General features: G+C 73.5%; 26 protein-coding genes. 12 read left to right on the forward strand and 14 right to left on the reverse strand.

Annotated features, from left to right (window positions below):
- Nucleotides 1–214: 214 nt before the first annotated feature.
- Nucleotides 215–1222: an alpha/beta fold hydrolase gene (locus T328_RS09555; RefSeq protein ID WP_496495502.1), complete on the reverse strand. Its 1008-nt coding sequence runs from the start codon at nt 1220–1222 to the stop codon at nt 215–217.
- A gap of 183 nt (nt 1223–1405) precedes the next feature.
- Between T328_RS09555 and T328_RS09560 the strand changes: the two genes are divergently transcribed.
- The 4 genes from T328_RS09560 (at nt 1406) to T328_RS09575 (ending at nt 3310) form a co-directional block, all read left to right on the forward strand.
- The gene (locus T328_RS09560; protein WP_496495503.1) at nt 1406–1720 is read left to right on the forward strand and encodes a hypothetical protein; all 315 of its coding nucleotides are present in this window, start codon (nt 1406–1408) and stop codon (nt 1718–1720) included.
- A 162-nt stretch (nt 1721–1882) separates the two neighbouring features.
- Nucleotides 1883–2524, forward strand: a complete 642-nt coding sequence (locus T328_RS09565; RefSeq protein WP_496495504.1) for a TetR/AcrR family transcriptional regulator — start codon at nt 1883–1885, stop codon at nt 2522–2524.
- A 125-nt stretch (nt 2525–2649) separates the two neighbouring features.
- Nucleotides 2650–2877 (forward strand): DUF3107 domain-containing protein, encoded by a 228-nt coding sequence (locus tag T328_RS09570; protein WP_496495505.1) that lies wholly within the window; start codon nt 2650–2652, stop codon nt 2875–2877.
- 145 nt (nt 2878–3022) lie between these two features.
- On the forward strand, nt 3023–3310 hold the full coding sequence (locus T328_RS09575) for a hypothetical protein (RefSeq protein ID WP_496495506.1): 288 nt from the start codon (nt 3023–3025) through the stop codon (nt 3308–3310).
- Between the two features lie 103 nt (nt 3311–3413).
- On the opposite strand, the gene T328_RS09580 is transcribed toward T328_RS09575, so the two are convergent.
- Nucleotides 3414–4166 (reverse strand): ferritin-like fold-containing protein, encoded by a 753-nt coding sequence (locus tag T328_RS09580; protein ID WP_496495507.1) that lies wholly within the window; start codon nt 4164–4166, stop codon nt 3414–3416.
- Nucleotides 4167–4638: 472 nt separating this feature from the next.
- Here T328_RS09580 and T328_RS09585 point away from each other — a divergent pair, with 472 nt between their 5' ends.
- Nucleotides 4639–6093, forward strand: coding sequence for a DEAD/DEAH box helicase (locus tag T328_RS09585; RefSeq protein ID WP_496495508.1), 1455 nt, complete (start codon nt 4639–4641; stop codon nt 6091–6093).
- Between the two features lie 175 nt (nt 6094–6268).
- On the forward strand, nt 6269–7138 hold the full coding sequence (locus tag T328_RS09590; protein ID WP_496495509.1) for an alpha/beta fold hydrolase: 870 nt from the start codon (nt 6269–6271) through the stop codon (nt 7136–7138).
- Nucleotides 7139–7338: 200 nt separating this feature from the next.
- Here T328_RS09590 and T328_RS09595 read toward each other — a convergent pair whose 3' ends face one another.
- Nucleotides 7339–7800 carry a MarR family winged helix-turn-helix transcriptional regulator gene (locus T328_RS09595; protein ID WP_496495510.1) on the reverse strand — a complete coding sequence of 154 codons (462 nt, stop codon included), beginning with the start codon at nt 7798–7800 and terminating at the stop codon, nt 7339–7341.
- 61 nt (nt 7801–7861) lie between these two features.
- On the opposite strand from T328_RS09595, the gene T328_RS09600 reads away from it, so the two are divergent.
- On the forward strand, nt 7862–8773 hold the full coding sequence (locus T328_RS09600) for an LLM class flavin-dependent oxidoreductase (protein WP_496495511.1): 912 nt from the start codon (nt 7862–7864) through the stop codon (nt 8771–8773).
- Between the two features lie 207 nt (nt 8774–8980).
- The gene (gene soxR, locus T328_RS09605) at nt 8981–9436 is read left to right on the forward strand and encodes a redox-sensitive transcriptional activator SoxR (protein ID WP_496495512.1); all 456 of its coding nucleotides are present in this window, start codon (nt 8981–8983) and stop codon (nt 9434–9436) included.
- Between the two features lie 196 nt (nt 9437–9632).
- On the opposite strand, the gene T328_RS09610 is transcribed toward soxR, so the two are convergent.
- Both T328_RS09610 and T328_RS09615 read right to left on the reverse strand, forming a co-directional pair.
- Complete coding sequence (locus tag T328_RS09610) at nt 9633–10064, reverse strand: ATP-binding protein (protein ID WP_496495513.1); 432 nt, start codon at nt 10062–10064, stop codon at nt 9633–9635.
- 137 nt (nt 10065–10201) lie between these two features.
- The gene (locus T328_RS09615; RefSeq protein ID WP_496495514.1) at nt 10202–11386 is read right to left on the reverse strand and encodes a helix-turn-helix domain-containing protein; all 1185 of its coding nucleotides are present in this window, start codon (nt 11384–11386) and stop codon (nt 10202–10204) included.
- 105 nt (nt 11387–11491) lie between these two features.
- Between T328_RS09615 and T328_RS09620 the strand changes: the two genes are divergently transcribed.
- On the forward strand, nt 11492–12055 hold the full coding sequence (locus T328_RS09620; protein WP_496495515.1) for a flavoprotein: 564 nt from the start codon (nt 11492–11494) through the stop codon (nt 12053–12055).
- Here the strand turns inward: T328_RS09620 and T328_RS09625 are convergent.
- From T328_RS09625 to T328_RS09635, 3 genes are all read right to left on the reverse strand, one after another.
- Complete coding sequence (locus tag T328_RS09625) at nt 12052–12897, reverse strand: PHP domain-containing protein (RefSeq protein WP_496495516.1); 846 nt, start codon at nt 12895–12897, stop codon at nt 12052–12054. The two genes, T328_RS09620 and T328_RS09625, sit on opposite strands and share 4 nt — an antisense overlap.
- A gap of 104 nt (nt 12898–13001) precedes the next feature.
- The gene (locus tag T328_RS09630; protein ID WP_496495517.1) at nt 13002–13637 is read right to left on the reverse strand and encodes a DUF6758 family protein; all 636 of its coding nucleotides are present in this window, start codon (nt 13635–13637) and stop codon (nt 13002–13004) included.
- 128 nt (nt 13638–13765) lie between these two features.
- The gene (locus tag T328_RS09635) at nt 13766–14374 is read right to left on the reverse strand and encodes a suppressor of fused domain protein (protein WP_496495518.1); all 609 of its coding nucleotides are present in this window, start codon (nt 14372–14374) and stop codon (nt 13766–13768) included.
- A 445-nt stretch (nt 14375–14819) separates the two neighbouring features.
- Between T328_RS09635 and T328_RS09640 the strand changes: the two genes are divergently transcribed.
- On the forward strand, nt 14820–15929 hold the full coding sequence (locus T328_RS09640; RefSeq protein ID WP_496495519.1) for a magnesium and cobalt transport protein CorA: 1110 nt from the start codon (nt 14820–14822) through the stop codon (nt 15927–15929).
- Between the two features lie 65 nt (nt 15930–15994).
- On the forward strand, nt 15995–16516 hold the full coding sequence (locus tag T328_RS09645; RefSeq protein WP_496495520.1) for a hypothetical protein: 522 nt from the start codon (nt 15995–15997) through the stop codon (nt 16514–16516).
- Between the two features lie 95 nt (nt 16517–16611).
- Here T328_RS09645 and T328_RS09650 read toward each other — a convergent pair whose 3' ends face one another.
- On the reverse strand, nt 16612–17361 hold the full coding sequence (locus T328_RS09650) for a hypothetical protein (RefSeq protein ID WP_496495749.1): 750 nt from the start codon (nt 17359–17361) through the stop codon (nt 16612–16614).
- A 95-nt stretch (nt 17362–17456) separates the two neighbouring features.
- Between T328_RS09650 and T328_RS09655 the strand changes: the two genes are divergently transcribed.
- Nucleotides 17457–18593 carry an Mrp/NBP35 family ATP-binding protein gene (locus T328_RS09655; protein ID WP_496495521.1) on the forward strand — a complete coding sequence of 379 codons (1137 nt, stop codon included), beginning with the start codon at nt 17457–17459 and terminating at the stop codon, nt 18591–18593.
- A 112-nt stretch (nt 18594–18705) separates the two neighbouring features.
- Here T328_RS09655 and T328_RS09660 read toward each other — a convergent pair whose 3' ends face one another.
- From T328_RS09660 to sigE, 5 genes are all read right to left on the reverse strand, one after another.
- Nucleotides 18706–19350 carry a hypothetical protein gene (locus T328_RS09660; RefSeq protein ID WP_496495522.1) on the reverse strand — a complete coding sequence of 215 codons (645 nt, stop codon included), beginning with the start codon at nt 19348–19350 and terminating at the stop codon, nt 18706–18708.
- Nucleotides 19351–19512: 162 nt separating this feature from the next.
- Entirely contained in the window at nt 19513–19998 is a 486-nt protein-coding gene (locus tag T328_RS09665; RefSeq protein ID WP_496495750.1) for a sec-independent translocase, read from the reverse strand.
- Nucleotides 19999–20196: 198 nt separating this feature from the next.
- Nucleotides 20197–21816, reverse strand: coding sequence for a S1C family serine protease (locus tag T328_RS09670; RefSeq protein WP_496495751.1), 1620 nt, complete (start codon nt 21814–21816; stop codon nt 20197–20199).
- Between the two features lie 2104 nt (nt 21817–23920).
- Complete coding sequence (locus tag T328_RS09675; protein WP_496495523.1) at nt 23921–24871, reverse strand: anti-sigma factor family protein; 951 nt, start codon at nt 24869–24871, stop codon at nt 23921–23923.
- The gene (gene sigE, locus T328_RS09680) at nt 24868–25668 is read right to left on the reverse strand and encodes an RNA polymerase sigma factor SigE (RefSeq protein ID WP_496495752.1); all 801 of its coding nucleotides are present in this window, start codon (nt 25666–25668) and stop codon (nt 24868–24870) included. Before sigE ends, T328_RS09675 begins: the two co-directional genes overlap by 4 nt.
- Nucleotides 25669–25735: the final 67 nt, after the last annotated feature.

Consider the following 25735-nt stretch of genomic DNA (forward strand, 5'->3'; position numbering starts at 1 on the left):
GTCACCCGCGGCAGCGGGCCCGTGTCGCTGATCCTCGGGATCGGCCCGGTGTCCCCGCGCCGCGGCAGCGGCGGGCGTGACCGGGCCCCGGTGCCGCCACCGCCACGGCCGCCACCGCCACGGCTGACGGCACCGCCGTCACGGCTGCCGCCACCGGCGTCCCGCGCCTGCTTCCTGCCCTTGCCGCCCGCGCTGTGCCTGCCCACCGTGTGTGTCAGCTCCCGCCCAGGCTCGCGTCGGCGGCCCCTGTCTCGTACTCGCCCAGCAACTCGGTGAAGGCCTTGGCCACCACTTCCGGATACTCCATCATGGCCACGTGCCCCGCCGCCGGCAGGGCCAGCAGCCGCGAGTTGCGGAACGCGGCCTTCGCCCGCCGCGCCATCCGGAACGATACGAGTTGGTCGCGGCCGCCGTAGATGAGAAGCGTAGGGGCAAGCACCCGCTCGGCCAGCCGCCAGAGCGAATGCTGCCCGCCCAGGGTGTACGCACCGACGACCCCGCGCGCGGAGCGCTCCATGGCGTCCCAGTGGTACGGCAGCCTCATCCGCCCGGCGTACTCGCGCGCGTGCTCCGCGAAGCCCTCCGGGCTGACCCGGCGCGGGTCGCCGTAGCAGAGGCCGAGCATCGCGCGGGTGTGCTGCTCGGGAGTCCAGTCCCGGGTCAGCCGGGCGAAGAGCGCGGTGACGCCGGGCACGGCGAGCAGCGCCGTGGGGACCGCGGTGCGCTGCGGGCGCAGCTCGGGCAGCGCCGGCGAGACGAGGGTGAGGGTGCGCACCAGGTCGGGGCGGAGCGCCGCGACGCGGGTGACGATGGTGCCGCCCAGCGAGTTGCCGAAGAGGTGGACGGGGCCGCGCTCGCCGGCGTCGAGGTACCGGATGACGGCGCGGGCGTGGCCGGAGAGGGAGTAGTCGCCGTCGTCCGGGGGCGGGGAGTCGCCGAAGCCGGGGAGGTCGACGGCCTCGCCGTCGACGCGCTCGGCGAGGCGGGGGCCGAGGCCCGACCAGTTCAGCGCGGAGCCGCCGAGCCCGTGCACGTACACCGCCGGCGGCAGCCCCGCGCGGGCCGCCGGGTGCTCGCGGACGGCGAGGGTCAGTCCGGGGAGCGTCACCTGCCGTCGCGCGACACCGCCCCGGCCCTCGTGGGACGAGGGCGGCACGATCCCGGGGGGCGTCCTCGCCGGGGACGCCTCGTCGCCCGCCAGATAGGGCTCTGTCGACGGCATGGGGGCAATGTTACGAGACAGTCACGCTGTGGTTCATGTGTTCGCGCTCACAGGTCGCCTCGCGTCTGAAAGCGCCCTCTCTTACGCTCGTATGGAGGACATCTACCGAAACTGCGCCCGAAGTCCGCGTGACGAACCGGACGCGCAGCGTCGACGGCGATGCGAGAGAGGGGAGACGACGCCATGGCTGTGGACCCGCAGGATTCGGACACGTTCAACGAGCCCGCCGGCGGTACGGGCCCCGACGGCGCGAAGGGCGCCTCCGCCGCCCGGTCCCGCCCGCCCCGTCAGGCCGGCCCCGACGACCCGGACGACCCGGACGACCCGGACGGCGAGACGCCGGAGGCCGACGCCGCGGAGCAGCGCGCCGAGGTGGAGGGCGCCGAGACCGAAGAGGACGACGCCCCGCCGAGCGAGCGCCACAACGACGAGGTGAACCCCGCGGACGCCGCCGAACAGGCGCGCGTCGTCGAACAGAGCGAGGAAGAATACCGGTGACATGCTCCGTATTGCCCCGATTCGACGCGGGTCGGGCGCGATGAAATTTCGCGCAGCGACGGAGCGCCGGACGATTACCCGCACGTACGATGGCACCCGCGGTCGACCCGCCGGACAGGCCCGGCGTCCCGGGGGCGATCATCTGAGGAACCAGGAGGCGCAGTGACAGCCATCGAGCAGGCCGAGACGCGTCCACGCAGTACGAGGCTTCCCCGTCGTGCGCGCCGCAACCAGCTCCTCGGCGCGGCCCAGGAGGTCTTCGTCGCCCAGGGCTACCACTCCGCCGCCATGGACGACATCGCGGACCGCGCCGGCGTCAGCAAGCCGGTGCTCTACCAGCACTTCCCCGGCAAGCTGGAGCTCTACCTCGCCCTCCTCGACCAGCACTGCGACGCGCTGCTCAAGGCGGTGCGCGCGGCGCTCGCCTCCACGTCGGACAACAAGCAGCGCGTCGCCGCCACGATGGACGCGTACTACGCCTTCGTCGAGGACGAGGGCGGCGCCTTCCGGCTGGTCTTCGAGTCCGACCTGACCAACGAGCCCGCGGTGCGCGAGCGGGTCGACAAGGTCAGCCTGGACTGCGCGCAGGCGGTCAGCGAGGTCATCGCGGAGGACACCGACCTGCCGGTGGAGCAGGCGATGCTGCTCGCCGTGGGGCTGTGCGGCATGGCGCAGATCACCGCGCGGTACTGGCTGGGCTCCGGCCAGTCCATCCCGCGGGACGCCGCCGCGCGGCTGATCGCCTCGCTCTCCTGGCGCGGCATCGCCGGCTTCCCGCTGCACGGCGGCCCGGACCAGGCGTAGGGCCCGCCCGCCGGGACACCTCCCGCGGCGGTGTTCGCTGCGGGCGTGCAGGCATCGGTCCCGCGGGGTGTGCACGCCGGGTTAGTGTGCATGCGTACATCCAACTGACCGAAAGGGATCAGGCCGTGGAGGTCAAGATCGGCGTGCAGCACGCCCCCCGAGAGATCAGCCTGGAGAGCGGGCAGTCCGCCGAAGAGATCGAGAGCGCGGTGGCGGACGCGCTCGGCGGCAAGTCGGAGGTGCTGACCCTGGTCGACGACCGCGGCCGGAAGATCCTCGTGCCGGCCGGCCGCATCGCCTACGTGGAGATCGGCGCACCCTCCGCACGCAAGGTGGGTTTCGGCGCCCTGTGAGGGTGGGTTCCACCGCTCTCCCCCACTCGTCCGGCCCCTCGGTGTCCTCACCGGGGGGCCGTCGTTTGCCCGCGCATCCGTGCGGGTAGACCCGGAGCGTCCGATTCGCCCCAGCGGTGGGGGCCCAACGAAGGGCGGGCGCGAGATGGTCCTGGCAGCTCTGTGCTCCGCAGTCATCGGCCTGGCGATTGCGCTGGCCGCGTTCTCCCGCTATCCGGATCGGTTCGGGAACCGGAACCTGACCCTGGCCACCGGCCCGGGGGCCGCGGCGCTCGGCGCCGCGATCGCCCACACGGTGCTCGGCGGCGGGAACCTGCCGATCGTCCTGCCGGTCGCCGCGGCGTTCGCGGCGGCGATGCTGTCGCTGCTGGTGAAGCACCCGGAGCGGAGCCGCCCCGCGGCGGCGTACCTCGCCGGACGCCCGGTGCGCTGAGCGGCCCGCGGCGCGCGTACGGACGGACCCGTACCAAGACGCGCACCGGCACGTACAGACAACCGCACAGCGGCACGCGCCCCGGGCGCCCCGGGGCGCCGCGCTACGCCGACAGCCCCAGCGCCGCCATCCGCTTGGTGTGCGCCTCGGTGATACGCGAGAACATCCGCCCCACCTCCGCCAGATCGAAGCCGTCGGCGACCCCGCCCACGAGCATCATCGACAGCGCGTCCCGCTCCGCGACCACGCGCTGCGCCTGGCTCAGCGCCTCACCCATCAGCCGCCGGGCCCACAGCGCCAGCCGGCCGCCCACCCGCGGGTCGGCCGCGATGGCGCTACGGACCTTCTCCACGGCGAACGTCGCGTGCCCGGTGTCGTCCAGCACGCCCAGCATCAGCCCGCGGGTGTCGGAATCCAGCCGGACCGCGACCTCGCGGTAGAAGTCGCTGGCGATCGAGTCGCCGACGTACGCCTTGACCAGCCCCTCCAGCCAGTCGGACGGCGCGGTCTGGCGGTGGAACTCGTTCAGCGCGGCGGCGAACGGCTCCATCGCCCGGGCCGGGTTCTCGTCGATCTCGGCCAGCCGGTCCCGCAGTTGCTCGAAGTGGTGGAACTCGGCGGCGGCCATCGCCGCCAGCTCCGCCTTGTCCTCCACGCCGGGCGCGAGCTTCGCGTCCTCCGCCAGCCGTTCGAAGGCGGCCAGCTCGCCGTAGGCGAGGGCGCCGAGGAGGTCCACGACCGCGGCCCGGTACTGCGGGTCGGCGGCGGCCTCCGCCCAGCTCTCGGCGGCTACGCCGGAGGCGGCAGCGGTGTTCTCGGGCTGCTCGGGAGCCTCGTCGGAAGAGGGAGTGTCCATGGAGCGGAGAATAGCGGCCCGCGCGGACCTGGGAAGGGCCTGGTCAGCCCGTGGACTATGAGACATCGCACAACACAGCTGCACGATTTTAGGTAGAGTGGTATAGCGCCCGCCGGTCACGGCGGGTCCTCCATGCCCGGGCGTGAGTCCGGAGGCGCATGGGAAGTATGTATCGAAGGATGCCCGGTCGGTGGCCCGATCGGCTCCGACCCCGACCGCTCTCAGCGGAGCCCGTGCGGCCTGTCCCGCCGTACGCACACCGCCGGAGGGAATTCTCGCGGCTGGAGCGCCCGAGTGACGGAAGAAGTGGTCCCGCGCGACCCCGCGCGGTACGACCCAAGTCCCCCGCCGCTCGCCGCGACCGACAGAAGAGGCAAGCATCCTGTCCACGTTTCGAGACCTGGGGATCCTCCCCGAGACTGCTGAGGCCCTGGAGGCCGTGGGAATCACCACTCCTTTCCCCATTCAGGAGATGACCCTCCCGGTCGCCCTCGCCGGCACCGACGTGATCGGCCAGGCCAAGACCGGTACCGGTAAGACGCTCGGCTTCGGCCTTCCCCTGGTGGAGAAGGTCGTCGTCCCCGCCGACGTCGAGTCCGGCCGCGCCGACACCGGCGCCCTGACGGACGCGCCGCAGGCGCTCGTCGTCGTCCCTACCCGCGAGCTGTGCGTGCAGGTCACCAACGACCTGCTGACCGCCGGCAAGGTCCGTAACGTCCGCGTGCTGTCGATCTACGGCGGCCGGGCGTACGAGCCCCAGCTGGAGGCGCTGAAGAAGGGAGTCGACGTCGTCGTCGGCACCCCCGGCCGCCTCCTCGACCTCGCCGGGCAGCGCAAGCTGGACCTGTCGAAGATCAAGGTGCTGGTGCTCGACGAGGCCGACGAGATGCTCGACCTCGGCTTCCTGCCGGACGTCGAGAAGATCATCCAGCAGCTGCCCGCCAAACGGCAGACGATGCTGTTCTCGGCCACCATGCCGGGCCAGGTCATCGGCCTCGCCCGGCGCTACATGTCGCAGCCCACCCACATCCGCGCCACGGCGCCCGACGACGGGGGCGCCACCGTCGCCGCCGTCGAGCAGCACGCCTTCCGGGCGCACTCGATGGACAAGCCGGAGATGCTGGCGCGCATCCTGCAGGCCGAGGGCCGCGGGCTGACCATGATCTTCTGCCGTACGAAGCGCACCTGCGCGGACGTCGCGGAGCAGCTGGCCCGGCGCGGGTTCGCCGCCGGCTCGGTCCACGGGGACCTGGGCCAGGGCGCGCGCGAGCAGGCGCTGCGGGCGTTCCGCAACGGCAAGGTCGACGTGCTGGTCTGCACGGACGTCGCCGCGCGCGGCATCGACGTCACCGGCATCACGCACGTGATCAACTACCAGACGCCGGAGGACGAGAAAACGTACCTGCACCGCATCGGCCGCACCGCCCGCGCGGGCGCGTCCGGCACGGCGGTCACGCTGGTCGACTGGGACGAGATCACGCGCTGGCACCTGATCAACAAGGCGCTGGAGCTGGATCTGGAGAACCCCGAGGAGACGTACTCCACCTCCCCGCACCTGTACGAGGCGCTGCAGATCCCCGAGGGTACGAAGGGCGTGCTGCCGCGCGCCGAGCGCACCCGCGCGGGGCTCGGCGCCGAGGAGCTGGAGGACCTGGGCGAGACGGGCGGCGGCCGGCGCGGCGCGGGCTCGCGCCGCGGGTCGTCGGCCACCGGGGAGCGCCCGAAGCGGACCCGTACGGAGCGGCAGCGCCGCCGCACGCGCAGCGGGCGCCCGTTGGCGGCGGAGGCCGGCGCGGGCGCTGAGGGCGCCGGCGAGAAGCGGGAGTCCGCGGCGGAGCCGGCCGCGGCCGACGCCGCTCCTCGCAAGCCCCGTCGCCGCCGTCGCCGCACCCGCAGCGGCAACGCGGGCCAGCCGACGGCCGAGTAGGAGAAACAGCAGAACCCTGAACGGGCCCGGGGCGTACGTCACGACGTACGCCCCGGGCCCGCGGCTTGCCCGCAAGCGGGGTGGAACGCAGGTAACCGGGCGCCCCCTGCCCCCGCCCCCGCCGCGAGGCGGGGTGGGTGCCCGGGGGTCGTACGGCCACGGCTAGGGTCGGGGCATGAGCAAGCCGCCGTTCGTCGCGTTGCCGGCCGGGACCGAGGCCGTGCGGATCGAGACCCCGCGCGGGGCTTTCGCCGCGCTGCGGGCCGGGCGGTCCGTACACGGGACCGCGCTCCTGCTGCCCGGGTTCACCGGCAGCAAGGAGGACTTCATCGCCCTGCTCGAACCCCTCGCCGCCGCCGGGTTCCGCGTGGTCGCGGTGGACGGCCGCGGACAGTACGAGTCCGACGGCCCCGCCGACGAGGCCGCGTACGCGCAGGACGAACTCGCGCAGGACCTCCTCGCGCTGGCCGCCGCCCTCAGTGCACCGGACGGCCCACCGCCGCACGTCCTCGGGCACTCCCTCGGCGGTCAGATCGCCCGGGCCGCCGCCCTCCGCGCCCCGGGCGCGTTCTCCTCGCTCACCCTCATGAGCAGCGGCCCCGGCGCCATGTGCGACGAACAGCAGTCCCGCGCCAAGCTCCTCGCCGACGCCCTGACGACGTACGACATGGAATCCGTCTGGCAGGCCATACGCGCCATGGACCCGCCCGAGGCCGCCGACGCCCGCACCCCCGCCGACGTGGACGACTTCCTGCACCGCCGCTGGCTCGGCACCAGCCCCGCCCAGCTCACCGCCACCGGCCGGCAGCTGTGCGAGGAGCCCGACCGGACCGCGGAGCTGGCCGGGCTGCCGCTGCCCGTGCACGTGCTCACCGGGGAGTCCGACTACGTCTGGCCCGTCGCGGAGATGGACGACATGGCGCGCCGGCTGCAGGCCCACCGCACCGTCGTCGCGGGCGCCGACCACTCCCCCAACGTCGACCGCCCCGCTGAGACGGCCGCCGCGCTCGCCGCGTTCTGGGCCGCCGGGCCCGCGGCCGGGTAAGCGCCCCCGGGGAACATCGGTGCGGCCGATCTGGGCTGAGATTGACCTCGCTGGCCAGTCGGTCTCCGTGCCCTGGAGGACCCGGTCCGCAAGGCGTTGCCGGAGGTCGGCTTCCTCGGGGGTCACCGGGCGTCCGCTATGAAGTGCTGCACCTGTCCGCCCCCGCCCTGGCAACCCGCCGGAGGGATGGGTGAGGGCCTTCAGGGTCTGTTCGGAATTCTGGTCAGCACCCGAAGCGACTGCATCAGCCGCGCCGCGTCCTTCGCGCCGAGTGGGGCGAGGAACTCGCGTTCCGTCGCCTCGCGGGCGTCCTCGGCATCGGCCCGCACCCGCCTGCCCCGCTCCGTCAACTCAACAACGTTGCGGCGGCGGTCCTCCTCACTGCGGCGCCGCTCCACCAAGCCCTTGCCCTCCAGCGCGTCGACGAGCGCGACCATCGTCGTCCGGTCCACGGCCAGCCGCCGCGCTGCTTCGAGTTGCGACAGCGGGCGGCCCGCCGCCAGCACCGCGAGCACCGCCAACTCCCGTGCATCCAGCCCGAACGGGGCCAGTGCGGGCCCCGCGTGCTCGGCCAGCCGTAGCTGCGTGTGCTTGAGCAGGTAGCCCAGCCGCGTGCCGAGCAGCTCCTCGACCGCGGCCCCGTCGTCGCCACTCTCCGCCATTGCGACATTCTAACCAAGTGCTGATCGTCAGCAAACCTGACGATCGCCTATGCTGATGGCTATGCCTGTTGATGTGCCCCACCGCGCGCTCCGCTTCGGCGTCAAGACAACGCCCATGCACCTGGCCTACGATGAGATCCTCCGCGTCTGGGAGGAGGCCGACGGACTGCCCGAACTCGACGACGCCTGGCTGTGGGACCACCTGATGCCGCTGGCCGGACCGCCCGGCGGCGCCGTACTGGAAGGCTGGACACTGCTGGCCGCGCTGGCCGCTCGCACCACTCGACTCCACCTCGGCCTGCTCGTCACCAGCAACAGACTGCGCGCCCCCGCACACCTCGGAAAGATCGCCACCACCGTGGACGTGATCTCCCAAGGGCGCCTGATCATGGGCCTGGGCGTCGGCGGCACCCGACAGCCCGACGGCCCCAACCCGGCCGTCGCCGAGTACGCCGCCTACGGCCTCCCACTCCCGAGTCCCCGCGAGGGCCTGGCCCGCCTCACCGAGACGATCAACATTCTGCGCCGCATGTGGACCGAGGAGGTCTTCGATCACGACGGCCACTTCACCACCCTGCACGGCACCCGCAACGGCCCCGGCCCGGTCCGGGCCGGCGGCCCGCCGCTGCTGCTTGGCGGCTGGGGCGACCGCACGCTGCGCATCGTCGCCGAACACGCCGACATCTGGAACGTCCCCGGCCCGCCCCACAACGGCACCGACTGGATCGCGGAGCGCGCCCGCGCCCTGGACACGCACTGCGCGACGATCGGCCGCGACCCCGCCGAGATCACCCGCTCCGCGCAGATCATCGTCGACTACGCCGACCCGGCCGCCACCCGCGCCCACGTCCGCGCACTCGCCGCTGCCGGCATCCGGCACGTCGTGCTCGCTCTGCCCCGCCCTTATCCGGACCATGCCGCCCGCTGGCTTGTCGACGAGATCGTCACCCCTGTCCGCGAGGAAGGCGTCTGAAGGGGTCTGCGCTACTCGGCCGCGCATCGTCCCCGCACCGACACGCGCTGGGGGCGGGTGCGCGGGGATGCGCATGCGGCCACAGGCCACGGCGACGGGGAGGGGCACCATCGCTCAGCGCCAGCGGCTGTACCGACGTTCCCCGAGGCTGGTAACCGCCCGTCGTCGAACCTCAACCGCGGTTGAGGTCGGGTTACGCTGGCGGGTATGACGCACCACCTGTCCCCGCAGGCCAAGGAAGCCACCATCGGCGAGCTGTCCGACCGCAGCGGAGTCCCCCAGTCCGCGCTGCGCTTCTACGAGCGCCAGGGCCTGATCAGCAGCCGCCGCACCACCGGCAACCAGCGCCGCTACTCCCGGGACACGCTGCGCAGAGTCGCGTTCATCCGCGCCTCGCAGCGCGTGGGCATCCCGCTGGCGGCGATCCGCGAGGCGCTCGCGTTGCTGCCCGAGGGGCGTACGCCCAACCGCGCGGACTGGGCGCGGCTGTCGGAGTGCTGGCGCAACGACCTCAACACCCGCATCCGCCGGCTGGAGCGGCTGCGCGACAACCTCACCGAGTGCATCGGCTGCGGCTGCCTGTCGATCGACAAGTGCGAGCTGGCCAACACCGGCGACCGCCTGGGTGAGCGTGGCCCGGGCGCGCGCGGCCTCGGGGTGTGACGGAGGCGCCTGTCACCTCACGCCCGCCGGCTGAACGCCGTGACGCCGCCTGCGATCTAGCGAACCCGGTGCCGGTTCTCGGATCCGGGACGTCCCCCGCGTTCTGTGAGACTGGCGACGGCGAAGCCCGCACGCCGCGGTCCGCCACACCGATCAGCCTTTGCCGCCCGCCGCATCGCCCTCACCTTCCGTGGGATCACTTCGCCCCCTCGTCGGTGGTCAGCACCGCCCAGACGCACTTACCAATCCCACCGCGCTCCGCGACGCCCCACCGGTCGGTCAGCTCATCGACCAGGAGCAGCCCGAACCCACCGTCGTCATCCGGCGTGCGCGGCACCGGCCGCTCGTCGGAGGCGTCGTGTACCTCGATGCGCACCCCGTCGTCCTGTCGGACGAACCGCGTCAGGATCTCCCTCCCCGGCGGCACACGGGCGTGAACGACGGCGTTCGTGACCAACTCCGAGACCACCAGCGCAGCCGGTTCCTCGATCCCGGCCATCCCCCACCCGGTCACAGCCTTCCGCACCTGCGCCCGCGCCAACGCCACACACCGAGGATGCCGGCGCCACTGCCACGTCATCACGCGGTCGTCGGCGTCACGGGCCTTACTCGTCGTCGTCGCAGACATCGGTCATCGCCTCAGAACGTTGGTCTCGGGCCGCCCATCGGGTCCCGGTCACTCGACCGGCCGTGATCCATCCTGATGACGTGAACAGCCCCCGACTTTCACAGTTCAGTGAAAGTCGGGGCCACGGAGTGTGATGACTACAGACCGACCCAAGCTGCCAGGTGATCCAACGTGTCCGGGGTACGCCGGGCCAGGTGGACAAGCCCTCTGATCGTCTCGCGTGCCCCCGAGTGATAGCGGGTCTGCTGAGGCGCCAGCCGGCGTGCCTGGCTGATCGACTTCAAGGCGGCTTCGCTGCGCCCCGCTTCCATCTGGGCGCGAGCCTTGTCCACGTAGAAGTGCGCGGCGCGGGAAACCGCCCAGTCCTTCGGGATCACCACCTCTGCCGCTTCCTTCAACGCCTCCCCGTACTCGCGGAGTTCGATGTTCGCCGACACAGCGTGCGCCGCGACGTTGGTCGGGCCGAAGGACAGCCAGTGCACGTCTGTGGCCTCACCGACACGTTCCGCATGGGCACGGGCCTCGGCAAGATGCGTCTCTACGGCGCCCCTGTCGCGGGCGCGAGCCGCGATGATGCAGGCGCCCAGGTGGAGCTGCCCGGCCACCACCTCCCGCTCTCTCGACGGGGTGGCCTGGCTCAGAAGCCCGTGACCGGACGAGACGAGCCGCCGGCCGATCGTGTACTCACCCTCGCGGAAGTACACGAGCGCACGCATGTACTGGCGTACCGCGCCCAAGAGCGGATCCGCCGCGCGGGAGGCGGCCCAGTCCATCCGGTCCAGCGCCACGGTGGACAGGTCGTAGAAGCCGAGCTTCACCGAGATGTCATGGGCGGTCCGGAAGGTGCTGGACAGTGCGGCCCACAGCTCCGACGACGGCGCGCGGTGCGCGGCCGTGGTGATCTCGGCGATCAGCCCTGGCAGGTCCAGCGCGGCGTCATGGAGCTTGGTGGCTCTTACCTGCTGACACAGGTTCTCCGCAGCGGCTACGAGTTGGAGGGTCGGCCTCGGATCAATGTCCGGGTCGGCGCCCAGGTCGTAGAGATCGAGCGCTTCGCGAATCGGCCGGATCAGCCCGGCGAGTCTGTCCTGCTGGAGTTCGGTCACATACGGCTGCCCCGTCAGGGCGGTCACGTCGATGGCCAACGCACGCGCCACCGTGGCCACCAAGTCGGGGCTCGCCGGCTTGTGGCCGCTCTCCACCTGAGTGAGCAGGCTGTACGAGTACGGGATCTTGTCGGCCAAGGCGCGCTGGGTCAGTCCCGCACGCTTGCGGTGGTGCGCGATGCGCGCCCCCGTGTGATCTTCGCCGCGAAAGGGCATAGGGCTCCGTTCCGTCACTCCTCCCCCGAAGCTACCCGCCGGGGCGCCGTCGGAGACGATTGTTCCCGGTTGCGCCCACCCGGCCCCGCACGATGAACTGCGCCAATGGCCAGGAACCGCGTGCTTTACCTGCTGGGCAGCGCCGCTCCGCCCGTGCTCGACGTCGAGGACGTCATCAAACGCGCACAGGCGGGGGGATGGAACGTGTGTCTCGGGCTCACCCCCACCGCCGCCCGATGGCTGGACGACCAAGTGCCCCGGCTGGAGGAGCTGACCGGGTATCCGGTCCGCAGCCAGTACAAGCTGCCTCATGAACCGGACGTCTGGCCGCCTGCCGACGTCGGCGTCATCGCCCCTGCCACCTTCAACACCATCAATCAGTGGGCACTGGGGATCACTGAAAAGTTCGTCGTCGGGTTCGCCGCCGAGGGGATCGGCAAGAACATCCCGCTGGTGACCATGCCGTGCGTGAACGCGGCCTATGTGCAGCACACCCAGTTCACGCGCAGCATCGAGACGCTTCGCGCCATGGGCGTGCATGTCCTCTACGGCGAAGGCGGGTTCGTGCCGAACGAACCAGGCAAGGGCCGACCGGACGCATACCCGTGGGACCTGGCCCTCGAAACGGCCACGAGACTGGTCGTCCCGCGCGCCCCGGCGGGTGGCTAGCGCCGCACCGGGGCTGCTCCCGTCGCGCGGTCCACGATCTGCTCGTACACCTCCGGGGCGGTCGTGAACTCGCCCAGCCGGCAGGTCTTGCGCGCGCCGTGGTAGTCGCTGGAGCCGGTGGCCAGCAGGCCCAGGTCCGCGGCCGTGCCGCGGAGGCGGGCGCGGGTCTCCTCGTCGTGGTCCATGTGGTCCACCTCGATGCCGTCGAGGCCGGCGGCGGCCAGTTCCGCTACGGCGCTCTCCGGCAGGCACACGCCGCGCTTGACGGCCAGGGGGTGGGCGAAGACCGTGACGCCGCCGGCGCCCTTGATGAGGCGGATGGCGTCGAAGGGGTCCAGCTCGTGCTTCTCCACGTACGCCCGGCCGCCGGAGCCGATCCACTCGTCGGTGAACGCGTCCCCCACCGAGGCGACGATGCCCGCCTCGACCATCGCGCTGGCCACGTGCGGCCGGGCGATGGCGCCCTCGCCGGCGATCTCCCGCACCCGCTGCCAGGTGATCGGCACGCCCAGCTCGATCAGCCGCTCGGTCATCAGCTTCGCCCGGCGCACCCGGTCGTTGCGCACCGCGTCGCGCTCGCGGGTCAGCTCCGGCTCCTCGGGATCGAAGAGGTACGCGAGCATGTGCAGGCTGACGCCGTCGAGGTCGCAGGACAGCTCCATGCCGGGGACGAGGGTCAGCCCGTCGGGCAGCGCCTCGATCGCCTCGGCGTGGCCGCCGACGCCGTCGTGGTCGGTGAGCGCGACGACGTCCAGCCCCTCGGCCGCCGCCTTGCGCACCAGCTCGGCGGGGGTGTCCGTGCCGTCCGAGTCGGCGGAGTGGGTATGCAGGTCGATGCGCACGGACGGTACCTCGCACGGGTTCGGGGTCGCTGGAAGGCACCCAGCTTAGGGGCCCGGGCAGATGTCCAACCGGGCAAGGCGGGTTCCGGGGCACCGCCCCTCTGCTAAAGCAGCCGCGGCGACAGCGCCCCGCAGGGCAGCAGCTCCAACTCCGCGCCGGCGTCGCGCAGGTCGGTGAGCACCAGCTCGTCGTAGAGCAGCAGGCCGGACTGCTCCGGCCAGACGATCGCCCACAGCCACAGTCCCCGCGCCTCCCCGGCGAAGACGGCACGGTCCACGGGTACCCCGCCGACGTGCCACAGCGGGGTGGGCCGGCCGGCGGCGATGACCTTGGCGTCCGGCGGCTTGTCCGTGCACATCCCCGGCCCGGGGTCGGGGCCCTGCACGCCGGCGAAGCGCGCGCCGAGGCCGACGCCCAGTTCCTCGGCGACGAGGACCAGCTCGCCGGGTCCGCCCAGCGGCCCGGGTCCCGAGCACGCGACGGCGGTGGCCCGGCCGCCGCTGCGGTCGTCGCCCGCGTTGGCGACCCCGGTGAACAGCCAGCCCAGGGGCAGCGGCCACGGCATCCACACCGGCACCTGGGCCCGGTGCACCACCACGCCCAGCGCCTCGACGCTGGGTGGTATGACGGGCTGCAGCGGCTGCACGGGTCCGTGCCGCTCGCACTGCCAGGAGTCGGTGAAGAGACCGGGCGCCCGGACCCGCCCGCCGCACTTCGGGCAACTGGGTTCGCCCCTCATAGCCACCCACGGTCCTCCCCGGCCGCCGCATCGTCAAGGACGATCACCCGTCCGGGGCCGCCCGGCCGGGCGCCCCCGCGCGTTCGCCGCCCCCCGCCCCGTCCCGCCCCGTCCCGTACGACGAGCGCCTACGCCCCCAGGTCCACCCCGCGGCGCAACGGGTCGCGCAGGTCCGTCCCCGCCGCGAGCCAGCGCTCGCGCAGCGCCGCCGCGCCGTGCACCCGCTTCCACGCCGCCTCGTTCGGCGTCATCGGCAGCAGCGGCAGGACCCGTACCGGATCCCGCGGCGCCGGCAGCGCCACGTCCGCCACCAGCCCGCCCGGCTCCGCGACCAGCACCGCGCGGAACGGCGCCCCCGGCCAGAGCGGCTCCCCCACCTCCAGCGACGCATCCGGTGCCACGACGACGCCCTCCACCTGCGGCGACGCGGCGAGGACGGCGAGCGGGCGCAGCACCTTGTCCGTGTCGGCGTGCCCGGCCCGTACGGTCAGCAGCAGCTCGGCGCGCGGGCCGCGCAGCGGGTCGGCCAGGGCCTGCGCGGGGTCGGTCATGGGCTGCGCGGACATGCCGAGGGTGGCGTAGCGCAGCAGCGGCTCGCCTTCGGCGGTGGCGGACGTGAAACGCACCACCTCGATGCGGTCCGTACCCACGAAGGTCACCGAGGCCCGGGCGTCCGGCTCGCCGAACGCCCCGGTCAGCCGCCGCTCCACCTGCGCCAGCACGTCGTCGTACGCCATGTGCCTCAGCCTAGGCGCCCGGAAGCCGTCACGGCCGCGCGGTCGGTTCACCGGCGGCTGGTAGCCTTGCATGTCGGCTTGATGCGCGTCGTACGCACCGTGCCGGCACAGCTTCGACATTCACGCCCTTCGACAGGGCCCGGCCGGAGGAGGTGGGGACTGCGGTGGATCCCAGCCGACCTTGCAGTACCGACAGCTCGCCCGCCCGGCCCGGCGTTCGCTGACGCTCTCCGGCCTCCTCCCGCACCGTCGCGGGGACTTCCTTCCAGGCCGGCTCCGGCCGCACCCTCCGGCGCCCTGCGGTTGAGCATGCACTTTCCGTCGTAATCCACTGACGTGCCGTCGGCGCGCTCAGCGGTGCCCGCTTTGTGGGTGTACCTCTGCGTAGATCCCCATTCCCGGCAGCGTTGGCCCGCGCCCGGCAGGAGCGTGAAGGAGTTCGCCCATGTCGATGATCCGTGACCTGCGAGCCGTCGTCCGTCCCGCCCGCAGCCGCCGGGGCCAGTCCGTCCACGGCTACGACCCCACCCGCGACCCGGCCACCGGCAGCGCCGTCGTCGACTGCGCCGTCTACCGCGGCGGCCGGCGCATCAGCGAGCGGCTCTCCCCGGCCCAGGCGATGCGCCGGGTGCGCGCCGAGGGCGGCTTCGCCTGGATCGGGCTGCACGAGCCGACGGAGCGCGAGTTCGCCGGCATCGCCCAGGAGTTCGGCCTGCACCCGCTGGCCGTCGAGGACGCGATCGACGCCCACCAGCGGCCGAAGCTGGAGCCGTACGAGGACTCGCTGTTCACCGTCTTCAAGACCATCCACTACGTCGAGCACGCCGAACTCACCGCCACCAGCGAGGTGGTGGAGACCGGCGAGGTGATGTGCTTCACCGGCCAGGACTTCATCATCACCGTCCGGCACGGCGGCCAGGGCTCGCTGCGGGCGCTGCGCGCCCGGCTGGAGCAGGACCAGGAGCTGCTGGCGACCGGCCCGTCCGCGGTGCTGCACGCCATCGCCGACCAGATCGTCGACAGTTACATCGTCGTCGCCGACGCCGTCCAGGAGGACATCGACGAGGTCGAGATCGACGTCTTCTCGCCGAGCGACGGCCGCAGCGGGCGCGGCAGCGACGCGGGGCGGGTGTACCAGCTCAAGCGCGAGGTGCTGGAGTTCAAGCGGGCGGTGGCGCCGCTGCTGCGGCCGATGCAGCTGCTGTCCGAGCGGCCGATGAGGTTCGTCGAGCCGGAGATCCAGAAGTACTTCCGGGACGTCGCGGACCACGTCGCGCGCGTCCACGAGCAGGTGGTCGGCTTCGACGAGCTGCTCAACTCCATCCTCCAGGCCAACCTGGCGCAGGCCACCGTGGCGCAGAACGCGGACATGCGGAAGATCACGTCCTGGGCGGCGATCTTCGCCGTGCCCACGATGATCGCCGGGATCTACGGCATGAACTTCGACCACATGCCGGAGACGACCTGGGAGTACGGCTATCCCTTGGTGGTCTCGGTGATCCTCGTCATCTGCGGTGCCATGCACCACGGCTTCCGCCGCAACGGCTGGCTGTAGCCGCGGCGGCACGGGGCGGCGCGGGGCGGTACGGCCCCGGGCTCCGGCGGCTACGCTCGTGCCCCATGGAGCCGATCGCCGCCGCCCTCGCCGAAGAGGCCGCCAAGAAGTCCGGGCTCGTCTGGATCGAGGGCCCCGACGGCACGCAGCGCGCGCTGTGGCACGTCTGGCTCGACGGCGCCGTCCACCTCGTCGGCGACGGGCCGGCCGAGCAGCCGCTCGACGGGCTCGGGCTGGCCGACGGTGCGCTGGTGACGGTGCACGCGCGGAGCAAGGACAAGGGCGGGCGGCTGGTCGCCTGGCCGGCCCGGGTGACCGAGCTGGCGCCGGAGAGCGAGGTGTGGCGGGCGGCGGTGGCGGAGCTGAAGGGCAAGCGGCTCAACGCCGTGGACGCCGACCACGTCACCGAGCGCTGGGCGCGGGAGAGCCGGGTGCTGCGGCTGGCCCGGGACGGCGCGGCGGTCACCGGGGAGGCGCTGCCCTCCGGTTCGCTGGCCGCCCCGCCGCCGGCGACCCCGGCGACGACGCGGCGGCCGGCGCCGGCGGCGCTGCCGCGGCTGCTGTTCGGGCGGCGGCGGCGCGGCTGAGCGGGGGGCACGGTTCGTACGGGTCGTACGGGACGACGTCCGCCGCCGCGGGACGAGGTCCGTACGACGGTGAGGCCCGTACGACCCGGGCCGGGTCAGCTCGCCGAAATCTGCTTCCCGTAGTCCACGACGTCCTCCTTGCGCGGGGCGTTGACCTCGAACTCCTCGTCCCAGTCCACCAGTCGCAGCTCGCCCGCGTCCCCCGCACGCTCCAGCAGCAGCGGGTACGGCCGCCCCTCCAGGGCCACCTCCAGCGCCCCGCCCTCGCCGTCGTCGGCCGTCACCCGGATCGTGGTGAAGCCGTCGACCTCGCCGTTGTCCTCCGTGGCCAGCTCGCCGTCGAGCTTCAGCAGCCCGTCGAGCAGCACCTTCATTTCGGTGAAGCCGCTGAGCTGCTGGTACGCGGTGTCCTCGGGCGGCACCTTCACGTACTTGCCGTCGAGCTTCCGTGCCGCCGCCTTGTCGGACTCTGAGGGCTTGCCGCCCCCGTCCCCGTCTTCGTCGCCCTTGCCGCCGTCGCCCCCGGCGTCGTCCTGGTGCAGCCAGAACTCGTCGCCGGCCTTCAGGTACAGGTCCTTCTCGTCGCGCAGCAGGGAGAACGTCATGCCCCCGGTGGACACTTCGCCGACCCCGCCGGCCGACGACAGCCTCATGTCCAGCTTCACCGGTTCGCCGTTGCTCACGAGGGTGCCCGCCAGCCGCACCGAACTCGCGCCCGTCGCCGCCCGCTCCGCCTTGGACCTGATGCTCTCGGGAGCGAGCTTTCCGACACCGTTTTCGCCCGCCTCCGGACCGTCCTCGGAACAGCCCGCGAGAACGGCGGCGGAGACAGCGAACAGCACTATCCGGAAGGCCGATCTCCTCATCACGTGCGGCAGCGTACCGGGCGCCCGGGCACCTGGCTTTCCCCGCCCGCGGCACTCGGCCGTAGGCTGGTGCCATGGCTGTCACAGATGAGGCGGTGCGCGCCGCGCTCGCGACGGTGAACGACCCGGAGATCCACCGGCCGATCACCGACCTCGGCATGGTCAAGTCGGTCGAGATCGGGACAGACGGCTCGGTGGCCGTCGGGATCTTCCTGACCGTCGCCGGCTGTCCGATGCGGGACACGATCACCTCGCGGGTCACCGACGCGGTCGAGAAGGTCGCGGGTGTGACGTCCGTCACCGTCGAGCTGGACGTGATGAGCGACGAGCAACGCAAGGCGCTCGCCGCCTCCCTGCGCGACGGCAAGGCGGAGCGCGAGATCACCTTCGCCCAGCCCGGCTCCCTGACCCGGGTGTACGCGGTGGCGTCCGGCAAGGGCGGCGTCGGCAAGTCGTCCGTGACGGTCAACCTGGCGGCGGCGATGGCGGCCGACGGGCTGAAGGTGGGTGTCGTCGACGCCGACATCTACGGCCATTCCGTGCCCCGCATGCTCGGCACGGACGCCGTGCCCACGCAGGTCGAGGACATGATCATGCCCCCGACCGCGCACGACGTGAAGGTCATCTCCATCGGGATGTTCACGCCGGGCAACACGCCGGTCGTCTGGCGCGGCCCGATGCTGCACCGCGCGCTGCAGCAGTTCCTCGCGGACGTCTTCTGGGGCGACCTCGACGTGCTGCTCCTCGACCTGCCCCCGGGCACCGGCGACATCGCGATCTCCGTCGCGCAGCTGGTGCCGAACGCCGAGATCCTCGTCGTCACCACGCCGCAGCAGGCCGCGGCCGAGGTCGCCGAGCGGGCCGGCGCGATCGCCGTGCAGACGCACCAGAAGATCGTCGGCGTCGTGGAGAACATGTCGGGCCTGCCGTGCCCGCACTGCGGCGAGATGGTCGACGTCTTCGGCACCGGCGGCGGCAAGCAGGTCGCCGAGGGGCTGACGCGCACGACCGGCGCGGAGGTGCCGGTGCTGGGCGCGATCCCGATCGACGTGACGCTGCGGGCCGGCGGCGACGAGGGCAAGCCGGTCGTCCTGACCGACCCGGACTCCCCGGCGGGTACGGCGCTGCGCGACATCGCGGCGCAGCTGGGCGGGCGGCCCCGTGGGCTCGCGGGCATGTCGCTGGGCGTCACGCCGCGCAACAAGTTCTGAGCGCCGGTTTCCCGGGCGCCGCCGGTTCCGGGCGCCGCGTTCGGCGCCGCCGAGCGCGGGCTGGGGGGGGCGCGGCCCGTACGCGATCCGCGCCCCGCACCGCCGGGGGCGGTTACCCGCGGCGGTCCTCGTACGCCGTGATGTCCTTGATCACCGAGAACGCGAGCCCGTACGCGCTCATGCCGCGGCCGTACGCGCCCAGGTGCACCTGGTTCGGCGTCGTCCCCGCCAGCACCCAGCCGAACTCCGACTCGCGGTAGTGGAACTGGGTCGCCTCGCCGTCGACCGGCAGCGACAGCGCCGACCAGCCGGGACCCTCCAGGTCGTCCGCCAGCTCCCAGGCCACCGACGTCTGCTGGTCCAGCCACTCCTCGCGCATCTGGCGCTCCATCTGCGGCGGCCAGGTGCACGACAGCAGCCCGGAGCCCGCCAGCCAGGCCGCGGACGACACGGACGTCGCCTCCAGCACCCCGGTACCGTCCGCGCTGCGCCGCACGGGGCGGCTCGCGACGGTCACGACCACCGCGAAGCGGTGCTCGCGCATGCCGGCTTCGGCGAGGTACGAGGGCATGTCCCCGTGGCCCACCGTGCCGTGCTCCACGCCGCCGTCGCCGCCGGTCGACTGCAGCCAGCGCGGACCCGCGAACGCGCCGTCCAGCCCGTACCAGGGGAAGGACGCCAGCAGAAAGCTGTCCACCAGGCGTGGCTCGGACTCCTGAGTCGTCCCCCCGGCCTCCGCCTCGCTCGTCATCTCCATCAGCGTGGTGCCTCCTCGTGGCCTGGCTCTGTATTCGGCGGTCGCCCCCCGCGGGGCGCACGCCCCGCCTGGCACACCGCATGCCGGGCGCTCACCCAGACACACCGGAGGATATCCACCTGCATACGCTAGGACAGGCAGCTGGTCTGATATGTGAGCCGATCAGGTGGCGTCCGAGTCGTACGGGGGGCGCTCGGCGGTGGCCGTGCCCCTGGCCTCACCTGCGGCGTCACTCTTGCCGTTGCTGCCGTTGCTGCCGCTGCTGCTGTCCTTCGTCAGGCTCATGCGCTTGTCGCTCGCGGCACCGTCGTCCTCGATGTCCCCCACCGTGCGCGCGGCCTCACCGATCTCGGCGACCTCCTTCTTGAGGTCGAAGCCGTTGCGGATCTCCTTCAGACCCAGGTCGTCGGTGTCGAGCAGATGCTTCTTGGCGAAGTTCTTCGGGTTCAGGTCCTCGAACTCGAAGTCCTTGAACTCCGGGCCCAGCTCCTTGCGGATGTCCTCCTTGGCGCTGTCGGAGAACTCCCGGACCTTGCGGATGAACCGCATCGTGTCCTGGATGACCTTGGGCAGCTTGTCGGGGCCGAAGACGATCGTGGCCAGGATGATGAGAGCGATCAGCTCAAGGGGTCCTATGTCGAAGAACACCTGGCACTCCTTGCTGTCCTGTCCGTCGGCCTGCTGCCGGCAGGTCCGGGCGACTCTCACGGTACCTGGCGACCCCGCCTCACCGGGAGTACCGCATCGGCCGCGGTGGAGTGGTCCGTCCGCGGCCGGTGCGGTGTTTGGTGACGCTTGGCTGCTTTTGGCATTTTTTGGCGTTGTTCGGTGGCGCCGGGCGCCGGTTCAGTCGGTGGCCTCGCCCTCGCCGAGGGTGAGGTCGACGGTCAGCTCCTCGCCGTCGCGCTCGACGGTCAGGCTCAGCTCGTCGCCGGGGCTGCGGCTGCGGATCTTGACGATCAACTCCTCGCCGTTGTGCACCGCGTCGCCGTCGACCCCGGTGATGACGTCCCCGGGCTCGATGCCCGCGCTGTCGGCGGGGCCGCCCGGGGTGACGGGCTCGGTCCCGCCCTCCTCCGCGGAGGTGCCGACCTGCGCGCCGTCGCCGGTGTACTGCATGTTGAGCGTCACGCCGATGACGGGGTGCGTCGCCTTGCCGGTGTTGATCAGCTCCTCGGCGACCTCCGCGCCCTTGTTCACCGGTATGGCGAAGCCGAGGCCGATGCTGCCGCCCTGCTCGGTCTGCGGTTCGCCGCTGCCGTTGTCGGCGCCCCGGATGGCGCTGTTGATGCCGATAACGCGCCCTTCGGAATCGAGGAGCGGGCCGCCGGAGTTGCCGGGGTTGATCGGGGCGTCGGTCTGCAGGGCGTTGACGTACGAGATGTCGCTGCCGTCGCCCTGTTCACCGCCGGCGGTGATGGGGCGCTCCTTGGCGCTGATGATCCCGGAGGTGACGGTGTTGGGCAGGTCGTACGGGGCGCCGATGGCGACGACGGGGTCGCCGACGGCGACGGAACGGGAGTTGCCGAGCGGCAGCGGCTTCAGCCCGGAAACACCCTTGACGCGGACGACGGCGAGGTCGTAGCCGGCGTCGCCGCCGACGACTTCGGCGGTCTGGGACTCGCCGCCGCTGAACGTCACCGTTATGTCGCCGCCGTCCTCGGCGGGCTGCACGACGTGGTTGTTGGTGAGGATGTGCCCGCGCTTGTCGAGGACGAAGCCGGTGCCGGTGCTCTGCTCGGCGACGCCGCTGACGCGCAGCGTCACGACCCCGGGCAGCGCGGACCGGGCGATCCCGGCGACGCTGCCGGGCGGGCGCTTGCCGTCGTCGTCGGCGGCGGACTGGTCCAACTCGACCTGCCCGGAGGTGCCGTTGCGCTCGATGTAGCCGCCGATGGCGCCGCCGATGCCCCCGGCGACGAGCGCGATGATGAGTGCGCCGACGAGGGTGGCCCACCGCCCCCTGCGCCGCTCGGGCGCGCTGGCGGCGTGCGCGGTGTGCGCCGGGGCCCAGGGGTCGTAGCGCTGCCACGAGGCCCCCTGCGCGGGCCCCTGCGGGGTGCCCTGTGCGGTGCCCTGCGGGTGTCCGTAGGGGCCGGGGGTTGTGGGCGCGGGGGTGTACGAGCCGGGCGCGGGGGCGTCGGGCCCGCCGACGTGCGGGGTCGCGCCGTGGGCGGGCGGCGGCGCGTGTCCGCCGTGCGCGGCGGGCGGGTGCCCGTGGGCGGTACGCCCGGGACCGTCGGCCCCCGGCGCCCCCGGCGCGGGTACGCCGCCGGGCGCCCCCGGCACTCCGCCGGCGGCGGGTACGGGTGCGCTGTGTGCCGGGTTCTGGCCCCCGGGCCCGTGCGGGCCGGGAGCACCGGTGTGGCCCGCCTGCGGGCCGGGGCCCGGGTGGCGGGTGTCACCGGGCGCAGGCCGCCGCGGGCCCGGAACGCCGCCGGCGGGCGGCGGGTCGGCGTCGGAGATGACGGCGAGCTGCGTGGTGTCGTCGTCCTCGACGGGAACCCCGGTCGCCGGCCCGGATCCGGCACGGTCCGCGTGAGCGGTGTCAGACCCCGGCGCGTTCGCGTCGGGACGGTGGTGAGGCTCGTCCGAAGGCGCAGCGCCGAACCCGGCCGCGCGGCCGGACTGCGCGGTGGCGTCCGACTTCGGCGTGACGGCGTCGGACTGCGGGCCGTCCGCTTCGCCGCGAGCCGTATCCGAGGCGCCAGCCTGCCGGCCGGCCTCCGCGCCGCGATCCTGGCTCGACCGCGCGACGTCGGCGGCATCCCGCGGGCCCTGCCCGGGCACAGCGTCGTCACCGCCCGAAGTGCCGGGCCACCCTCGGCCGCCCGCACCCGACGCGGCGGCGTCGGCCCTCCGGCGGGCCTCCTCGCCACTGTCCTGGCGCGACTGCGCGGCTTCAGCGGCATCCCGCGGGCCCTGCCCGGGCACGGCACCGCGGCTGCCCGATGCGCCCGACCCCCCTTGGCCGTCCGCCCCGGGGGCGGAGGCGCCGGCCCGCGGGTCCTGCCCGCGCGCTGCACCATGACCGCCCGAACCGGCAGAGTCCGTACCCGGCGCGGTTGCGTCGGCCCTCTGGCCGGGCTTCTCGCCGCCGGACCGGAGTGACTGCGTAGCCCCAGCGGCATCCCGCGGGCCCTGCCCGGGCACAGACCCGTAATCGCCCGAACCCGCCAAGTCCGCGCCCGGCGCGGCAGCGTCGGGCCCGGCCGGTCCGGCCTGCCCGGCGACGTCTCGTTGTGGCCCGGCCGCCGGGGCGGCGTTCGGCGGCGCCGCGGGCTCTGGCGGGCCTGAGGCGGCCGTACGGGCGTCGGGCGCGGGGGCGTGCGGGTGCTCGGGGCCTGCGGCGTCCTGCGGGGCGCCTGGGGGCGCTGCCGGGGGCTCGGGGGCGGTGTCCTGTGTGTCGCGTGGCGGCAGGGCGGCCCGGCCGGCGCGGGCGCCCGCGACGGCGGACACCGCGGCGGGTATGTCCCTGCCGCCCGACGAGCCACCGGCCCCGGCCTCCTCGGCACCCGGGTACGGCCGCACGCCGACCTCCCAGGGCCGTACGTCCGCACCCCCCGCACCCGCATCCGCACCCGTGCCTGCGCCGGCCGCAGCCGCGGCGGTGCCGTCCCGGGCCGGCGCCGAGGAACCGTCCACGTCCTCAGCCGTGCCCGGCGCCTCCGCCGACGCGGCCCCGGCCCGCGGCGCGGGCACGCCCGCGTCCGAGTCCGACCAGCCGGACTCCGGAGACCGCGCCGCGGGGGCACCGGCGCCCACCGCCGGGCCCGGGCCCGGCGTCTCGGCGCCCGTGGCCCGCGTCGGCAGCGCACCCGCACCCGCGGCGTCCGGAGCGGCCTCCGCGACCGTGCCCGACCCGCCGCTCTCCGCCTGTGCCGCCTGTGCCGACGTCGCCGCGCCCGCGGCCGGGTCCGCACCCCGCCCCGCGGAAGCGTCGGCGCCCGGTGCCCCGGCCGCCACGGCCGGCGCGCCCGCCTCCGCACTCCGCGCGGCAGGCGCCGGACTCGGCGCACCGGCGTCCGCGGCCTGCTCCGTACCGGACACGGCATCCGCACCAGGGCCCTCCGGAGCATCCTCCGACAGGCCCCGCTCCCGTACGCCGTTCTCCGCCGCACCGTTCTCCGCCGCGCCCCCCGCAGGGGACACCGCAGGGGACGACGCCGACCGGCTCCGGCTCCTGTGGTACTCGTCCTCTCCGTCGCGCCATTCCCGCAGCGCCTGCCGTACGCGGCGCAGCTGGTCCACCTCCGGGTCGTACCCCGGTGGCGGACCCGCGTCCTCCGGCGGGGCCGCCGAGGCGGCCTGCTGCGCGGAGGTGTCGGAGTCGGTGGGCGGTCCGGCGGTGTCCGACTCGGCCTCGCGCGGAGGCTCGCCGGGCTCCTGCCTCCACCAACTCGGCTTCCCCTGGTCCATGTTCTCCCCACACGTTCCGCATGCGACTGGGCGCGAACCGTCGCGGCCCGCAGTTGTTGCTCACCCGCCGGGCAGGCCCTTGCGATTCAATCAGGTGCATGCGGTCCGGCGCATCGCCCAGGGGCCGACGGTCGCCGGTCCCCGTGGGCCGTCACCGCGGGGGTGGGGTATTCATCCCGCTCAGTGCCGTCTGCGGCGCGGAGGGCGCGGACGGCTCGGCTGCCGGGGGGTTCGTGACGGCGACCACCGACAGCAGCGGCGGCTGCGGCGTCGCGGTCGTCGCCGCCGTCGCGGAGGCGGCCATCTGCAGCGAGCCGCTCTGCGTGGAGAACGGCTGCACCTCGCCGGCGTCCTGTGCGCCGCCGGAGGTGGAGAGCCGGGGGTCGTACGAGTAGCGCGCGGGCACCCCGCGGTCGCCGGGGGTGACCGCCGGGGAGCCGGCGGGGTCGATGGCCGCCTCGATGGGGAGCGCGCCGCCGAGGGCCAGGGCGGCGAAGGAGACCGCGCCGGCGGCGGCGAACGCGAAGCGCCGCCCGCGGGCGGCGGGCCGGTCGACCTCGTGGATCGGGAACCCCGGGCCGGTGTCGAGCACACCGCCGTCCAGCGCACCGCCACCGTCAAGGGCACCGCCACCGTCGAGCGCACCGCCACCGTCCAGCAGGCCGCCGTCGAGCACGCTGCCGCCCGGCCGCCCGCGAGCACCGGCACCGGTGCCGGCAGCCGCAGCCGCCGGCCTCAGTCCGATTCCGGGCCGCGACCCGGCGTCGCGCCGGCCGCCCAAGCCGCCGGCCCGGCCGCCCGTACGCGTACCGCCGGCGCCGCCGCCCGCGAAGGGCGAGCGGCGGGCGGCGTCGTCGAGGTCGACACCGGGCAGGTTCTCCAGGCGGGCCAGCAGCCCGTCCGAGGGCGGCGGCGGCGCGGCGGCGGAGAACACGCTTTTGAGCCGACGCTGCTCGTCGGCCTCTGCCTTGCACCGCGGACACGTCGCCAGGTGCGCCAGCACGCGATCGCGCGCGTCGTGGGGCAGCTCCCCGTCGACCAGCGCCGCCAGCGCTTCGCCCAGGTGCTGCTCGGCGGGCGACAGCCCGCCCACGCTGCTCACAGCGTTCCGCCCTCCTCGTCCGAGCCGTAGGCGCCCTGCCCCGCCCCGGCGAGCGAGCGCTGCTCGGCCCGCGCCTCCGGGGAGCGGTGCTTGAGCGCCTTGCGCAGGTGGGAACGGCCGCGGTGGATCCGGCTGCGGACCGTGCCCAGCTTGACGCCCAGGGTGGCGGCGATCTCCTCGTACGACAGGCCCTCGATGTCGCACAGCACGACCGCGGCCCGGAACTCGGGCGCGAGGGTGTCCAGCGCGTGCTGGACGTCGGCGTCGAAGTGCGTGTCGTTGAAGTGCTGCTGCGGCGACGGCTCGCGGCTCGGCAGCCGCTCGGCGGCGTCGTCACCGAGCGCGTCGAACCGGATGCGCTGCTTGCGCCGCACCTGGTCGAGGAAGAGATTTGTGGTGATGCGGTGCAGCCAGCCCTCGAAGGTCCCCGGGGTGTACGTCGACAGCGACCGGAAGACGCGGATGAAGACCTCCTGCGTGAGGTCCTCGGCGTCGTGCCGGTTCCCGGTGAGGCGATAGGCGAGACGGTAGACGCGACCGCTGTGGGTGCTGACGATCTCCTCCCAGGAAGGCGGAGTCCACCCCTTGGACGACGCGTCGTCTGCCGGGAACGTGGAGAATCCGGCAACGGTCACGGTGTCGGTGGCGTGGCTGCGGTCATCAGCATTGTCGGTCACGGATTTCGGCTCATCCGGTGCTCGGGACCCCCGGCGGAATCGCCGCAGGGCGCCCTGGTCGCCGGACGCGGCCGCACCTCCCCTGGTGGCTCTGGTGGTGTCCAGTAGGCCCCCTACCATATCCACCTCGCCCGTTAGCTCCGGATAAGCTCTTCCGACCGGTATTTTCCCGCATTCAGCGGAACCG

This window comes from Streptomyces sp. CNX435, from assembly GCF_059570575.1.

Excerpts from the sequence above, each read along its gene's own strand:
- T328_RS09640 (WP_496495519.1), top strand. The coding sequence starts at position 14,820 with ATGTCGATGATCCGTGACCTGCGAGCCGTCGTCCGTCCCGCCCGCAGC.
- T328_RS09555 (WP_496495502.1), bottom strand. The coding sequence starts at position 1,222 with ATGCCGTCGACAGAGCCCTATCTGGCGGGCGACGAGGCGTCCCCGGCG.
- T328_RS09660 (WP_496495522.1), bottom strand. The coding sequence starts at position 19,350 with ATGGAGATGACGAGCGAGGCGGAGGCCGGGGGGACGACTCAGGAGTCC.
- T328_RS09590 (WP_496495509.1), top strand. The coding sequence starts at position 6,269 with ATGAGCAAGCCGCCGTTCGTCGCGTTGCCGGCCGGGACCGAGGCCGTG.
- T328_RS09585 (WP_496495508.1), top strand. The coding sequence starts at position 4,639 with ATGACCCTCCCGGTCGCCCTCGCCGGCACCGACGTGATCGGCCAGGCC.
- T328_RS09645 (WP_496495520.1), top strand. The coding sequence starts at position 15,995 with ATGGAGCCGATCGCCGCCGCCCTCGCCGAAGAGGCCGCCAAGAAGTCC.
- T328_RS09600 (WP_496495511.1), top strand. The coding sequence starts at position 7,862 with ATGCCTGTTGATGTGCCCCACCGCGCGCTCCGCTTCGGCGTCAAGACA.
- T328_RS09630 (WP_496495517.1), bottom strand. The coding sequence starts at position 13,637 with ATGAGGGGCGAACCCAGTTGCCCGAAGTGCGGCGGGCGGGTCCGGGCG.
- soxR (WP_496495512.1), top strand. The coding sequence starts at position 8,981 with ATGACGCACCACCTGTCCCCGCAGGCCAAGGAAGCCACCATCGGCGAG.
- T328_RS09655 (WP_496495521.1), top strand. The coding sequence starts at position 17,457 with ATGGCTGTCACAGATGAGGCGGTGCGCGCCGCGCTCGCGACGGTGAAC.
- T328_RS09580 (WP_496495507.1), bottom strand. The coding sequence starts at position 4,166 with ATGGACACTCCCTCTTCCGACGAGGCTCCCGAGCAGCCCGAGAACACC.
- T328_RS09560 (WP_496495503.1), top strand. The coding sequence starts at position 1,406 with ATGGCTGTGGACCCGCAGGATTCGGACACGTTCAACGAGCCCGCCGGC.
- T328_RS09610 (WP_496495513.1), bottom strand. The coding sequence starts at position 10,064 with ATGTCTGCGACGACGACGAGTAAGGCCCGTGACGCCGACGACCGCGTG.
- sigE (WP_496495752.1), bottom strand. The coding sequence starts at position 25,668 with ATGGTAGGGGGCCTACTGGACACCACCAGAGCCACCAGGGGAGGTGCG.
- T328_RS09595 (WP_496495510.1), bottom strand. The coding sequence starts at position 7,800 with ATGGCGGAGAGTGGCGACGACGGGGCCGCGGTCGAGGAGCTGCTCGGC.
- T328_RS09575 (WP_496495506.1), top strand. The coding sequence starts at position 3,023 with ATGGTCCTGGCAGCTCTGTGCTCCGCAGTCATCGGCCTGGCGATTGCG.
- T328_RS09635 (WP_496495518.1), bottom strand. The coding sequence starts at position 14,374 with ATGGCGTACGACGACGTGCTGGCGCAGGTGGAGCGGCGGCTGACCGGG.
- T328_RS09615 (WP_496495514.1), bottom strand. The coding sequence starts at position 11,386 with ATGCCCTTTCGCGGCGAAGATCACACGGGGGCGCGCATCGCGCACCAC.
- T328_RS09620 (WP_496495515.1), top strand. The coding sequence starts at position 11,492 with ATGGCCAGGAACCGCGTGCTTTACCTGCTGGGCAGCGCCGCTCCGCCC.